The organism is Bifidobacterium sp. UTCIF-1, from assembly GCF_006408915.1.
Lineage (GTDB): Bacteria > Actinomycetota > Actinomycetes > Actinomycetales > Bifidobacteriaceae > Bifidobacterium > Bifidobacterium reuteri.
The window spans coordinates 37,981-52,251 of the sequence record NZ_JFAG01000020.1; the positions used below are offsets into that span (position 1 = coordinate 37,981).

The window sequence follows — 14,271 nt, forward strand, 5'->3', positions numbered from 1 at the left end:
CGTATTGCGAGGAGTATCACGGGGAGCGTTTGGAGGTCTTCATGACAAATCCAGTGATTGCGGAAAAGCTGGCAAGCTTCACGATAAAGGACTTTCAGCCAATCGTCGCGCGTGATTTGGATTTGGGAAAACCGTTGGCGCCAAAGGCTGGCAATCTGGTGAAGGTAGTGACCGGCATGCGGCGTAGCGGCAAAAGCTATCGCCTGTTTCAGGAAATGGAAATGCTGCATGAGTCGGGCATCCCGTGGAGCCGCATCTGCTATTTCAATTTTGAAGACGATCGTTTAGGGTCAGTCACTCCTGCCACTGGAGATGAAGTGCTGGAAGCGTTTTATGCGGCGCATCCAGAGGGCTTGCGCGAAGGCGTATACCTGTTTTTCGATGAGTTGCAGGAGATGCGTGACTGGGGGGCGTGGCTGCGCCGTGTTGTGGATAACACCAAGGCCACGATTTATATCAGCGGCTCCTCCTCCAAGATGCTCTCGAATGAGATAACAACGGAGTTTCGTGGGCGGGCCTTGGATTTCGAATTGCTGCCGTATTCCTTCCGGGAATTCGTGCGTGCGAATGATGTCGTCGACTCTGTCACACTGGATGCGGGCGACGACGGTGTCAAGGCGTACTCTCTCGAGGAGCGGCTCCTGTTGCAGAACGCTATGAAACGTTACCTGATTGTCGGAGGTTTCCCTGCGGTCCAGGAGCTTCCTGACCCGCAGAGAATCGCCCTGTTGCAGTCGTATGTGCAACGCGTGGTGCTGCGGGACGTGGTGGAGCGTCATGATATTTCTCGTCCCAGGGTCGCTTCCGCTCTGGCGCGGCGTGCGCTGGGTTCCAATGGCAAACAGCTGTCATTGCGCAAGGTCGAGAATGATCTGCGTTCAGCCGGCATGCCCGCGAGTCGGGAGATGCTCGGAGACCTCATCGGATATTTCGAAGATGCTTACCTGCTGTTCCGATTGCGTGAATTCTCGATGGCGCTCAGCGAACGGACCACGGCAATGCCCAAGGTGTATGCCATAGATTCCGGCCTCGCTGCTGCAGTGGCGAGCGCGGGCGTCCGTGATGAAGGTCAGCGTTTGGAAGAGGCGGTGTATCTGGAATTGCGACGCCGCAATGTCGGTTTCCGGCGTGACGGTATTGCTTCGTATCGCACTCGTGAGCATGGGTATGAAGTCGATTTCGTCGTAGGCGACGCTCTGCAGAGCGAGACGTACGAGCTGTATCAGGTCACGATGAACATGGATGATGAGGCGACTGTCCGGCGCGAGACGCGCGCATTATGGGAGATGATGGCGGAGCGGGATATGAAGGAAAGCATCGTTATTGTGGGCGATGGTGAGGAGCGCGATTACGAGCAGGATGGGCGCGTGATTCATCAGATTCCGGCATGGCGCTGGTTTTTGCGGATGCGCGGAACGTCAGGGGCGTGACGCCGAAGCGCTTCTTGAACGACGCGCAGAAGGCGCTGGTGGAGGAGAAGCCGCAGGCGGCGCAGATCTCCTTCAGCGTCGCATCGCCGGTCAAGAGCATGTATTTCGCCGCGTGCATGCGCGCGTTGACGATGTAGGTGTGCGGGGTGTAGCCGGTGACCTGCCGGAATACGCGGATGTAGTAGTACTCGCTCATCAGCGCCATCGCCGCGAGCTGGGACACCGGCAGTGGCTCGCTCAGATGCGTGGCGATGTACGAGAGCGTCTCCTCGATGGCATGCTGGTTGTAGCTGCTGCCGCGCTTGTCGTTGCGCCCGGCGTTTTCGCCTGTACGCACGTCGGTCGGTTCGGTACCGGGCCGTCTGTTGTCTTCGAATGCTGAGGGGCTGCCGGCGCTGACGCCGTCCGTCAGACATTCGGTGAGCACTTCGGTGATGATGAGGGACATGCGTGCCTCGTCCACCTTGCGCTCCTCGGCGAACATATCGTAGATCATGCGCAATCGGCTGATGGCGTAGGTGGCGCGCCGCAACGTGATCACATCGCCCAGGTCGTCATGGATGGCCTCGAAATAATCACGTGCCAAACGCCCGTCGAAATGCATCCACAGCAGCGTGCAGTCGGTTTCGGCCTTGGCTTGGTACACGTTGGGCGCATGACAGTCGAGCAGCACCAGATCACCGGTGCGCGCCACCGATCGCCGTCCGTTCACCGTGAAGACGAACGTGCCGTTGTAGATGGCCATGAGGATGAAGCTGTCGAACGAGCCGCGATTGAGCCAATAGCCCTTGAGATAACGGTATAGACCGATGCGCGTGGGGTAGAGGAACATGCGCATCGCATTGCGGCTGGGCACATACACGAAGTAATGCGAGACCGCCGCGTCCACATGATGCTCGACCGGTGTCATACTCGTTCCCTTCCGCTGCCGCCTCTTGTTCTGCTTCCTTCGCTCTCACTCAGTCACCTACGGTGAGGCGAAGCGGACTGAGGGGAGTCTATTCGCAGTCACCTTGAGCATATCAAAAAGTTGTTCTGATGGTGCTGGAAATTGTGCTGGAGTGAACCGTACTGTAAGCCATAAAAACCACTGAAATCCCAGTAATATCAACGATTATTGGCTACTGCGGCACTGTGGTTGGCAAACAACGCTGTGTTTAAATAAAAACCAGAAACCGAGGAATGCTGAACGGACAGGACGACTCGGTGGCATATCGCACGAACGACAGAAGGACATCATCATGGCAAACCTTGACCCCGAGCTCGCGGCAGTCGCCGACCTGTTCCAGCTGGAAGGCGAGGTCGAAAGCATCGAACCGTACGGCGACGGTCATATCAACGTCACCTATCTGCTGGTCACGAACCAGCGTCGGTACATCCTGCAGAAGATGAACACGAGTATCTTCCCGGACACCAAGGGACTCATGCGCAACATCGAACTGGTCACCGCGTTCCTGCGCGAGCGCGGCCAGGAGACGCTCGACATCGTCCCCACCAAGGAGGGCGGCACCTACGCGGCCCACGATTCCGGCGCGTGGCGGGTGTACGACTTCATCGAAAACACCACCTCCTACAGCCTTGTGCCGAATGCGGACGTGTTCCGCGAATCCGGACGCGCGTTCGGCGAATTCCAGCGGACGCTAGCCGAATTCGACGCTTCGCAGCTGACCGAGCCGATCGCCCACTTCCATGACACCCCGCATCGTTTCGAGGACTTCAAGGCCGCGCTCGCCGAGGACAAGCTCGGCCGCGCCGCCACCTGCCAGCCGGAAATCGACTTCTTCCTTGCGCATGAGAGCCAGTACGCCACGGTGACGGACGGTCTCGCGGACGGCTCCATCCCGCTGCGCGTGACCCACAACGACACCAAGCTCAACAACATCCTCATGGACGCCGAAACCGGCAAAGCGCGCGCGATCATCGACCTCGACACCATCATGCCGGGCTCCATGCTCTACGACTTCGGCGACTCCATCCGCTTCGGCGCCTCCACCGCGCTCGAGGACGAGAAGGACCTCGACAAGGTGCACTTCAGCACCGAATACTTCCGCGCCTACGCCGAGGGCTTCGTCGGTGCCGTACGCGCAAGCGTCACCCCGCGCGAGGGCGAGCTGTTCGCGTTCGCCGGCAACCTGATGACGATGGAATGCGGTATGCGCTTCCTCGCCGACTATCTGGCCGGCGACACGTACTTCGCCACCAAGTACCCCGAGCACAACCTGGTGCGCGCCCGCACGCAGATCAAGCTCGTGCAGGAGATGGAGGCCAAGGCCGGCGAAATCCAGGCCATCGTAGCCGACGTGCTGGAAGGCGGTGCCCGCTGATGACCGCCGAACACACAGCCCCCGCCGCCGTGGACACTACGGCTGCCGCGTCCGCTGCTGCCGTTGCCACGTCTGCTACCGTCACTGCCGCTGCCGCTGCCGCGGACGGGCGGTCCGCGCTCGCCGCCGTCTACCGTTCGATTGACGCGCTGGTCGCGTTCGCCGAGCGGAATCTCGGCCTCGACCCGCGCGACGCCGACTGGACGCGCAACAACATCTTCGCCCTCTTCGGTCTGGATTCATACCAAGCTGTTTCCCCTTCGGCCCCCTCTGCTGAGGGTATCGGTGATACTGCATCTCATTCGGCCCCCTCTGACGAGGGGGCTGTCGGCGAAGCCGACTGGGGGAGAGAAGCCAAGAAAGAATCCTCAAAAGAAGCCGAGCGCGAATCCTTCGCCTACCCTGACGCACTAATCGCCGACTTTCGCGCCGCCGCCGTCTCCGCCGGCCTGTTCGCCGACGACGAGGGCCCGGTCTACGCGGACATCATCATGGGACTGCTGTCCGGCACGCCGTCGTCCATCGAAGACAGTTTCGAGGAGACCGAAAGCACGGACGGCGGCATGGCGGCGATGCACTGGTTCTACCGCTACTGCGTGGCCAACAACTACGTCAAGAAAGCCGTGCTCGACAAGAACCCGCGCTTCGACTCGCACGGGCTTGTCGTCACCATCAACCTCGCCAAGCCCGAATTCAAGAACATGAAGAAGGCGGCCGCCGGCAACGCGGTGTCCGGTGGATACCCGAAGTGCACGATCTGCCATGAGAACGAAGGCTTCGCGGGCCGTAACAAGCGCACGCTGCGCACCATGCCGATGACGCTCGGCGGCGAACAGTGGTTCTGGCAGTTCTCTCCGTACGGCTACTTCCACCAGCATGGCATCTGCGTGAACATGGAGCATACGCCGATGCATGTGGACCGTGAGACGTTCGGCCATCTGCTCGACTTCGTCGACCGCTTCCCCGGCTACTTCCTCGGCTGCAACGCCGCGCTGCCGCGCATCGGCGGCTCGGTGCTCGCCCACGACCACTATCAGGGTGGTGGTGAAGTATTGCCGATGCTCAAGGCGCCCGCCTGGGCCACGTTCACGGTGGCCGATTATCCGGACACCGTGGTCGAGATTCTTGACTGGCCCGGCACCGCCGTACGCGTAGTCTCCAAGAGCCGCGACTCGATTATCGAGGTCAGCGACCGGATCCGCCTTGCCTGGCAGCAGTACGATGACGCGGACGCGAACATCGCCAGCCATGACACCGACGGCAACCGCCAGTCCGCCGTCTCGCCGAGCGCCATCATCACCGAACGCGGCTATGAGATGAGCCTCATCTTCCGCAACAATGCGGTCAGCGAGGAATACCCGGAAGGCATCTTCCACGCGCACCCCGAATTCTGGCCGATCAAGCAGGAGCCGGTGGGCCTGATCGAGGCGCAGGGCCTGTTCATCCTGCCCGGACGATTGGTGACGCAGCTCGGTGTGCTTGAGGACGCGCTCGCAGCCGGCGAGCCGCTGCCGGAATCGCTGAGCGAGTTCGCGCTGGTCTGGGATGAACTGACCGCCGCGCTGAACGGCAATCGCAACCGCGAGGCCATCACAGCGGCCGTGCACGACGAGCTCGGCAGCGTCTGTGAACGCATCCTCGGCAACACCGCCGTGTTCAAGACCAAGCCGCAGACCCAGCGATTCCTGGAGGACCTCGGCTTCGCCCGCCAGGACTGAGTTGCAACGTAGCAGCCGCCATACAATGACACACAACACCAATAGGGGAGCGAACCATATGACATCATTCAACGTTCGTACGCTTGACGCCGCATCCGGCCGCGCAATCATCAGCGATTACGCCGCGCACGTGCTGAGCTGGGTTCCGGCAGGCGGGCAGGAGGTAATCTGGACGCCGTCCACTTGGCGCTTCGAGGATGGCCGTCCCCTTGGAGGAGGCGTACCCATCTGCTTCCCGTGGTTTGGCCCCGGATTTGCGCACGGCCATCAGACCGCGAAAAGCCCGATTCACGGGTTCGCGCGCGCCCGGAATTGGCGGTTTGATGAGCAATCCTTCACCGGCGACCATGCGCGCTTCATCCTCGATGCCGCGCAATTGCAGCCAGGGGATGTGCCATGGCTGGACGACGAGCCCGCCTCCGATTTCCGTGCGGTGTATGACGTGACGCTGGGCGGTGGCAGTGCGGTGGCTGAGGCTCAAACTGTCGCATCCGGAGTGCATGTACCGTCTGAATCGGCCAACGGTTCACCGGTCACTGTGTCTGTGCCGTCCCGGTCATTGTCCTCCCAGTTGCTGCCGTCCCAGTCGCTCACGATGGCCCTGACCGTCACCAACACCGGCGACAAGCCGATGACCTTCGAAGCCGCGCTGCATTCGTACCTGCACGTCGGCGACGTGGCAGGCGCGCGCCTCTCCGGTCTTGAGGGTGCCACGTATCTTGACGCCACCGAGACGGGGTTCCCGCCGAAGACCCAGGACACTTCGGAAGTGGCGTTCGGCGACTTCGAAGTCAATCGCGTCTATTATTCGGATGCCTCGTTGGAGCTGCACGACGATGTGCTGGGCCGCACCATCCACATCGCCAAGTCCGGCTCCCCGCAGACCGTGGTGTGGAACCCCGGCAAGGCGGGCGGAGAGACGATGTCCGACACTCGTCCGGATGCCGCGGAATGGCGCGGTTTCGCAGCCGTCGAGGCTGCCGTCTGCCGCGACCGGGCCGTCACACTCGCTCCCGGCGCATCCCACACGCTCTCCCAGACGCTGACCGTGGCGTGAGCGGCGGCGCTACCTTTCGGTCGCAGTCATCAACAGCGTTGCGGCATGCTCTCGTTGGTGTGAGACCGGATCGGCCTTTCATATCCTTTTTAATCCTTTTCTATCTTTGTATATCTTTTTCTAAGCTTTCATATCTCGGGAATGGGGCGTGTGCCGGTAGATAGTGTCGGTAGATAGGTGCAGCGTCTGTGAAATGCGGTTTTCTGCCTCATCGAACCGTCAATGAGGCAGAAAGCGGTGGTTTGGCGGACATCTGTGTCGTTGGCCAAGTGTCGTTCGCCAAGTTATGTTCGACGATGACACCTGCCTCTTCCTGCTCCGACGAATGTGATGAATGCGATGAATAATGGGAAGCATGACCGGTAGTAACATCTGCGACTTCGCGTTGTGCGAGCGCTATTTCGGCATCACGGCCGATCTGTATGAGTCGGCGGCGAAGCTGCTCGCATGGCTGCACGAGGATCAGGTCGGCCGGGAGTCGCTCAGCGGCATCGCCGAGCTCGTTCTGCGCGGGAAGAACGTTTCTGCCGCCGCCGCGCTGGTCGAACGACTGCGCTCCCATGTGGCTGTCTTCTACCCGGTGCGTCCGGAGGGCTCGGATGTGACGCTGGCGGCGGTGATGGTGGATCTGTTGCCGTCCTCCGTTGCTTCGATGCGGTCAGCCGGTGTGCCGGACGACATCGTCCGGGCCACGCTGCGCGATTTCGCGATATGGGCCGACGTGCATCGTGAGAAAACCGGGCGTCCGGGCATCAGCGAAACCGAATGGAACCTGCTCTCGCTCACTGGCAATATCCTGCGCATCGGCCGGTTACAGTACGAATCAACCGTTCTTCTTGAGCCGTATTACGTGTACCGGGATACGCGCGACGGTGGTCTGGTCATTCTGGCCGGCGACGGCGTACACGTCTCGGTGGCGGGGCTGCCGCTGGCCGCGGGTGACGATTCCCGCGCCTTTGTCACCCGTCTGCGATTTGACGATGGTGTAATCACCGGTAATCCCATTGATACCGAACGCGGGGTGATTCGCCGGGAGACAGCCAGCCTGCGGACCGACGACCATGATTTGCTGTTGGCACCCGGTATGCCCGCAACCAATATCCATATCCCCGCTGACGGGCCGCTGACACCCGAGCTTGTGGACTACTCCATCGCCCAAGCCAAGCCGCTACTTGCCAAACTCGGCCGCCTCACCCCGGTCGGCGTCTGCGAAAGCTGGCTGCTCGACCCGGCGCTGGACCAGATTGCGCGCACGGACAGTAACATCTGCCGGTTCATGCACCGGTTCGCCAAATTCCCCAATACCGCGCCCGGCTCGGCCCTCGTCGAGCGCGTGTGCGGATGGGGCGCGAATGCGCTTCCGCCCGAGAAGCTGCCCGAGCGCACCGGCTTGCAGCGTGGGCTCAAGCGATACTTGCTCGCCGGCGGTACCGTCCGCGATGTCGGCGGTATCCTCGTCTGGTGACGGCTCGTCTGCTCAGCGTTCCGATGCGATACTGCCGTGGGCTGCTGTGTGGCGCCGTTGCGTGGCGCTGTGTCGTGTGGGCTGCCGTGTGGCGCCGTGCGAGCTGCCGTGTGGCGCCGCGTGGGCTGCTAGGGTCCGCTGTGAATCATCGTGTGGGCCGCCGTGGAACCTCCTTGAACCATCGTGAGCCGCTGGGGCGCGGTGCCGTATGGACTGCCGTGAGTTGCCGCGTGAAACACTGTGTGAAACGCCGCGCGAAACGCCGTGCCGTATGGGCCGCGGGGACCGCCGCTTGAGCCACTGCATGGGTCGCCGTGTCGTGTGGGCTGCTGTATGAGTTGCTGTGTGGGCCGCTGTGAACTGCCGCGAGCCGCCTCGTTGCTGGAGTTGTCGTCCAATTGAGCGTTTATCAGCCCTCTTACTGCCTGAATGCATACTGCCTGAATGCATACGCAGATGATGCTGTTCGGGCCGGTTCGGGTTGGCTTGGGGCGGACCGGCCCGATCCTAGGCTGGTATCTAGTTCGAGCGGATAGCTTATGCATGTCTCGGGGCATGGTTGACGCCGATTTTGGGTGGGTTCGGGTTGGTTTCGGGTCGGTCTGTGCTGCTTTGGACTGCTTTCCAGAATAGTTCGGACCGTATGTTCGCGTCCTGACGAACATGGCGCGAACATACAGCCTGTTTCGGGTCTTTAATCAGCTGTAAGTTCGCGGTGCTCTCGCTAGGACGCGAACATACAGCCTGTATTGGGCTTCTGACCGGTTGTAAGTTCGCGGTGCTCTCGTCGAGCCGCGAACTTACAACCGGTTGGCGGCTGGCACCCGGCTAGCCGGTGCGTGTTTGGGTGTCTGTGTTGGGTTTCGCGTGTTTGGGCGTGCCCGGTGTGTGTCTAGTGCCGAGGGCTTGGGTATTCCCGGGGACATATTTGCGTGTGCGGGACGTTCGCTGGGTGCAGCGGGCTTGCGTCTGCCGGGTATGTGTTGGGCGGGTATGTGTTGGGCGGGTGTGCGTATGTACCGGGCAGGTGTGCGCCGGGCACCGCAGGCTTGCTCTCCGATGCCCATGGAATCGCGCGTCTATGCAGTCGCGCTTGGAGGGGTGCAGGATATGACAAGAGCCCCGCTCGTATGAACGGGGCTCTGCTGCTGCCTAGCAGGGATTATCGCCAGGGGCTATCAGCTCACTGACCCTGCCAGGGCTTCTGCCCGGCGTTGTCAGAGGCGTTGTCGGTGCCGGCGTTGGTATTGCTGGGCGATGCCTCACTCGGCGCCGCCGCCGGCTGCTGCCAAGCGGGGGCTGCGGCATTGGCATCGCTGCCGTACGCGGGTGCTGTCGGTGCTGTCGGTGCTGTCGGAGTCGCCGAAGCTACCGGAGTGGTTGGGGTCGCGGGAGTCGCGGCCGCGCCCGGTTCGCCATAGACGGGTGTCTGCGCCGCCGGGGCGCCGTATTCCGGATATGCGGACGTCTGCGGAGTTCCGTAGGAAGCGTCCGTGGTCGGCGCTGCGGGAGCGTATCCGGTGGGCGCGTAACCATTGGGGTCGCTGGACGCGTAACCATTGGGCGCGTAACCGTTGGGATCAGTGGGCGCGTAGCCATTGGGTGTTGCCGCGGCAGGATTCTTGTCGAAGCGCGCGCCTTCCGGCTTGCTGGCCTGCGCCATGAATACGATGTACACGATGCCAGGGGCGGCGAGCAGCAATACGCCGACCACTATCAGGCCAATGCTGCCGGCTGCGATAGCGCCGTAGCCCTCACTGTAGGTGCCGCCATACTGCATGCCGCCGAGGCCGCCGAAGAACGCGCCTGCGCCGCCGGCGATAATCAGACCGATGCCGGCGACGAATGCGCCGTAGAATCCGGCGAGCCACCAGCCGGACCTGTTGGTGTCGTGCAGGCGTCGGACTGCCAGTGCGAGATTCGGCACCAGTGTGCCGATGCTCCAGATGCTTTCGAGGAACTCGAGCTTGCCGTCGGTGACATCAGTCAGCGTGCCCAGTACGAAGTTGATGCCAAGGAACGCCAGCATGAACCACCAGAATTCGCTGCGGGATGCCCGCCCGGTGAATACGGCGTACTTCTTCCAGTAGCGCAGGAACGCCTCCGGGAAGGGGCAGCCATAGTAGGGCTGGTCCAGCGGCACTGTGGCGGCTTGCGCAGACGCGGGATAGACCGAGGGTTGCTGCGGGGCGGTATACGGGTTGCCGTTGTACTGGTTGTTGCCATACTGGTTGGCGTACGGATTCGCGTTGTACGGGTCGGCAGCGTTGGTGGAGTTGGCGGTGCCGGTGTCATACGGGTTCGCGCCGTATGGGTTGCCGGACTGCTGGTCATACTGGGGCTGGGGCTGCTGGGGCTGGCCGTATTGCGGGGTGCCGTACTGGGGCTGTGACTGAGGCTGGTCGGCTTGCCCGTATGCGGCGGCTTGGTTGGCGGCCGGCTGGGGCTCCGTTTGACCGTACTGCCCATACTGGCCGTATTGCGGAGCGGCATACTGTGATGAATCGGTCTGCCCGTACTGCGACTGGGTGCTGAAGGCCGGCTGCTGCTGGGGGTCGAACGGGTTCGCGGCGTTCTGTGGCGCGGCTTGGCCGTATGCCGGCTGCTGGGGCTGCTCGGTCTGCCCGTACTGCGGTGCTCCGTACTGCGGCTGGCTGGTCTGCGGGGTCGCCTGACCGTAACCGTATTGCGGGGTTCCGTATTGCGGGGTTCCGTATTGCGGTTGCGTGGACTGCTCGTACTGGTTGGCGGCGTTCTGCGGCTGTGTGTACTGGCCGTACTGCGGCGCCTCATATTGCGGCTGAGCGGTCTGGCCATAAGCCGGCTGTTGGGGTTGTTGGGGCTGTTGCGGCTCGAACGGAGTAGCCGCGTTCTGTGGCTGGGCGGGTTGCTCGGCCTGACCGGCGGGAGCGAGCGGAGTGGCATAATCGTTATGCCCATACTGCGGCATTGCGGCATTGTCGTTGGGTGTGCGGTGTGCTTGCGAATCTGTGCTTGCGTTGCCGGGCGTTGGCGCTTGCGGCAGCGGCACATTGCTGGGATCGGTCATTGATTCCCCTTTCATCAAGGACTGTATTCGTCCATCTCTATTCTTCCAGCTTTTCATGGAAAACCAAGCAATGTAGGGGAATGTTGTCTGAATATTGGTCTGAATACTGTTCTGATGCGTTCTTTCATGAGTGCTGGATGCTGTAGATGCTGTGGTCCTGGTTTCCGTTGCTTCGGGCGGGAGGTTCGTCGCAAGCCCTTTTCCTCAGGCCCACGGCCGACGGCAGAGAACAGATGCGCACTTATCGAGCCCGCTACATATGGGCTGGGCGCGCCACCTGTTGGGGTGGCGACGCTGGAGCGGTCGCTGGGTGGGCTATCGGCCTGTTTGGGCTTCGTTTTCGCGATTGCGTTGAGGCGGGGCGTACGTGGAGATGTATTCCGAGATTTTCGTTGTGGTTCGTATTGCTTGCATTCCCACGGCCCCGCTGAGGGAGGCGCACGCGGGGTGCATTGTTATCAAATTGATATGTATGCTTGTTGAGCGATTTTGTTCATTTGTGTTACGGTGATTGCAGTTATTCAATATGCGCGCGGCTGCGGTGACGGAGCCGGGAAGCAATTGACGCTTCTGACGCATGGCAGTAAGGGGAACATGATGAACAACGACTACAAGAATGCGAACGGTGCCGTCGCTGATTTCCACGAAACGCGCGAAGATGAATCCCAGGATTGGGCTGCGCTGTTCAACGGCCTCGCCTGCTGAGCGACATATCTCAGCGGGGCGGTTTGTTGGCTGGGCCGATGTTTTGCTCCGTTGAATGGCGGTGGCAGGGGTGTTTCCTCGGTCTGGCCGAGGTTTTGCTTCGTTGGGGAACTGTCAGTGGGGCGGTTCGGCGGCTGACCAGTGGTTTTGCCTCGCTGACGGGCGGTGAGCGGGGTATTCCGTCGGTCTGTTCGAGGTTTTGCCTCGCTGGGGAGCTGTCAGTGGGGCGGTTTGTTGGCTTGATCGAGATTCTGCCCCGTTGAGTGGCTGTGACCGGGGTATTTTGTTGGCTTGGTCGAGGTTTTGCTTCGTTGAGTGGCGGTGGCCGGGGTGTTCCTTCGGCTGGGTCGAGATTCTGCCCCGTTGGGGAGCTCTCAGCGGGGTGTTTCCTCGGTCTGGCTGAGGTTTTGCTCCGTTGAATGGCGGTGACCGGGGTATTCCGTCGGCTTGGTTGTGGTTTTGCCTCGCTGGGGAGCTGTCAGTGGGGCGGTTCGGCGGCTGGCCAGTGGTTTTGCCTCGCTGACAGCCGGCTCAGCGAGATTCTGCCCAAGGGCAGTCCTAAAGTAGTGGACTATGACTGATGCTGAAAACACCAAACCTGAACTCCCCGCGAACGTCCGTGTTCGCTTCTGCCCGTCGCCCACCGGCACCCCGCACGTCGGCATGGTGCGCACCGCCCTGTTCAACTGGGCCGAGGCCCGCGCCACAGGCGGCAAGCTGATTTTCCGTATCGAGGACACCGACGCCGCACGCGACTCCGAGGAAAGCTACAACCAGATCCTCGAAGCCCTGCGCTGGCTGGGCATCGACTGGGATGAGGGCATCGACGTGGGCGGCCCCCACGGCCCGTACCGCCAGTCCGAGCGCACCGACATCTACAAGGACGTCGCCGCCAAGCTGCTCGAGGCCGGCTATGCCTACGAGTCCTTCTCCACCCCGGAGGAAATCAAGGAGCGCAACATCGCCGCCGGCCGCCCGGCCGAGTTCGGCTACGACGGCTACGACCGCGACCTCACCGAGGAGCAGAAGGCCGCCTTCCGCGCCGAGGGCCGCAAGCCCGCGCTGCGTATCCGCATGCCCGACGAGGACATCGCCTTCGACGACCTCATCCGTGGCCGCATCGAATTCAAGGCCGGTTCCGTGCCGGACTACGTGATCGTGCGCCCGAACGGTGACGCCCTGTACACGCTCACCAACCCGGTGGACGACGCGATGATGGACATCAACGTGGTGCTGCGCGGCGAGGACCTGCTCAGCTCCACCCCGCGCCAGATCGTGCTCTACCGTTACCTCGAGGCGCTCGGCATCGCCAAGACCACCCCGCTGTTCGGCCACATGCCGTACGTGATGGGCCAGGGCAACAAGAAGCTCTCCAAGCGAGACCCGGAGTCCAACCTGTTCAACCACCGCGACGCCGGCTTCATCCGCGAGGGCCTGCTCAACTACCTCGCTCTGCTCGGCTGGTCCATCGCTCCGGACCGCGACGTGTTCACGATGGATGAGATGATCGCCAAGTTCGATGTGCGCGACGTCAAGGCCAACCCGGCCCGCTTCGACCTCGACAAGGCCATCTCCATCAACGCCGAGCACATCCGTATGCTTGACCCGGCTGACTTCCTGCGCCGTTCCGTGCCGTACCTCAAGCGTGACGACGTGGTCTCCGCCGACGATTGGGATGCTCTGACCTCCCGTGAACAGGAGATTCTGACCGCCGCCGCACCACTGGTCCAGCCGCGTGTGCGACTGCTGGGCGAGGTGGCCGGCATGGTTGGGTCGCTCCTCTCCACCGAGGAATATCTGGAGCCCGCCGACGATGCACGCAAGCAGCTCAAGGACTCCGCCGGCGAAGTGCTTGACGCCGCCATCGCCGCGCTCGAAGGCGTGGACGAGGCCGACTGGAAGACCGACCACCTGCACGAGACGCTGAACAAGGCCTTGGTGGAGGACGGTGGCTACAAGCCGCGTCTCGCCTTCGGCCCGGTTCGTGTGGCCATGTCTGGCCGTCGCGTCTCCCCGCCGCTGTTCGAGTCGATGGAGATCGTCGGCAAGGCGATTTCCGTGGCCCGCCTGAAGGGCCTGCGCGCGCACCTGTGAGTCCGGCATTTTGAATAGCTCCCCTTGTCAGGGGAGCTGGCAGTGAAGCTGACTGAGGGGTAGTCAAAGGCGGGCATCTGTTCACACTGATGCCCGCCTTTCGCGTACTCAGAGCGGTACCAGTGTCGCCCATGCCGTTATCGCCGCTCAACGTATCGGCTACATTCATTCATGAGGTTGATGTGTCATTCATTAGGTAGGTGCCTTGCCAGTAGATGCCTTGCCGCGCCGATCATTGAAATGGCGGGTTTCCGTGGTGTCGGCTTGACCATCACGGCTTGAGCATCACGGCTTGAGCATCACCTGTCAAATGAATGACAAACAACCTAATGAACGCAGTGGATGGCCTCGGGGCTGGATTGCAGCCGCCTTATCGACGCTGCGTCCTATCTCCTCCCTTAGCCATGCGTGGAAATCGGACATAATGGG

General features: G+C 61.9%; 8 protein-coding genes. 6 read left to right on the forward strand and 2 right to left on the reverse strand.

The features are described 5' to 3' along the window. Positions 1-41: 41 nt before the first annotated feature. Positions 42-1,430, forward strand: coding sequence for an ATP-binding protein (locus tag BW09_RS09010; protein WP_140463759.1), 1,389 nt, complete (start codon positions 42-44; stop codon positions 1,428-1,430). Here BW09_RS09010 and BW09_RS09015 read toward each other — a convergent pair. Next, positions 1,321-2,340, reverse strand: coding sequence for an AraC family transcriptional regulator (locus tag BW09_RS09015; RefSeq protein ID WP_140463761.1), 1,020 nt, complete (start codon positions 2,338-2,340; stop codon positions 1,321-1,323). The two genes, BW09_RS09010 and BW09_RS09015, sit on opposite strands and share 110 nt — an antisense overlap. Before the next feature lie 331 nt (positions 2,341-2,671). Between BW09_RS09015 and BW09_RS09020 the strand changes: the two genes are divergently transcribed. The 4 genes from BW09_RS09020 to BW09_RS09040 all read left to right on the forward strand — a co-directional run bounded on the left by BW09_RS09020 (position 2,672) and on the right by BW09_RS09040 (position 7,994). Beyond that, the gene (locus BW09_RS09020) at positions 2,672-3,754 is read left to right on the forward strand and encodes a phosphotransferase enzyme family protein (protein ID WP_140463763.1); all 1,083 of its coding nucleotides are present in this window, start codon (positions 2,672-2,674) and stop codon (positions 3,752-3,754) included. Continuing rightward, positions 3,754-5,472 carry a UDP-glucose--hexose-1-phosphate uridylyltransferase gene (locus BW09_RS09025; RefSeq protein WP_140463765.1) on the forward strand — a complete coding sequence of 573 codons (1,719 nt, stop codon included), beginning with the start codon at positions 3,754-3,756 and terminating at the stop codon, positions 5,470-5,472. Before BW09_RS09020 ends, BW09_RS09025 begins: the two co-directional genes overlap by 1 nt. Before the next feature lie 58 nt (positions 5,473-5,530). Then, a complete protein-coding gene (locus BW09_RS11210) occupies positions 5,531-6,529 on the forward strand; it encodes a D-hexose-6-phosphate mutarotase (RefSeq protein ID WP_258185044.1) in 999 nt (332 codons plus the stop codon). A 355-nt stretch (positions 6,530-6,884) separates the two neighbouring features. Further along, positions 6,885-7,994, forward strand: coding sequence for an acyltransferase domain-containing protein (locus tag BW09_RS09040; RefSeq protein ID WP_140463767.1), 1,110 nt, complete (start codon positions 6,885-6,887; stop codon positions 7,992-7,994). 1,183 nt (positions 7,995-9,177) lie between these two features. Here the strand turns inward: BW09_RS09040 and BW09_RS09045 are convergent. Continuing rightward, positions 9,178-11,043 carry a DUF805 domain-containing protein gene (locus BW09_RS09045; RefSeq protein ID WP_140463769.1) on the reverse strand — a complete coding sequence of 622 codons (1,866 nt, stop codon included), beginning with the start codon at positions 11,041-11,043 and terminating at the stop codon, positions 9,178-9,180. 1,278 nt (positions 11,044-12,321) lie between these two features. On the opposite strand from BW09_RS09045, the gene gltX reads away from it, so the two are divergent. Next, positions 12,322-13,842: a glutamate--tRNA ligase gene (gltX, locus tag BW09_RS09050; protein WP_044089798.1), complete on the forward strand. Its 1,521-nt coding sequence runs from the start codon at positions 12,322-12,324 to the stop codon at positions 13,840-13,842. Positions 13,843-14,271 lie beyond the last annotated feature (429 nt).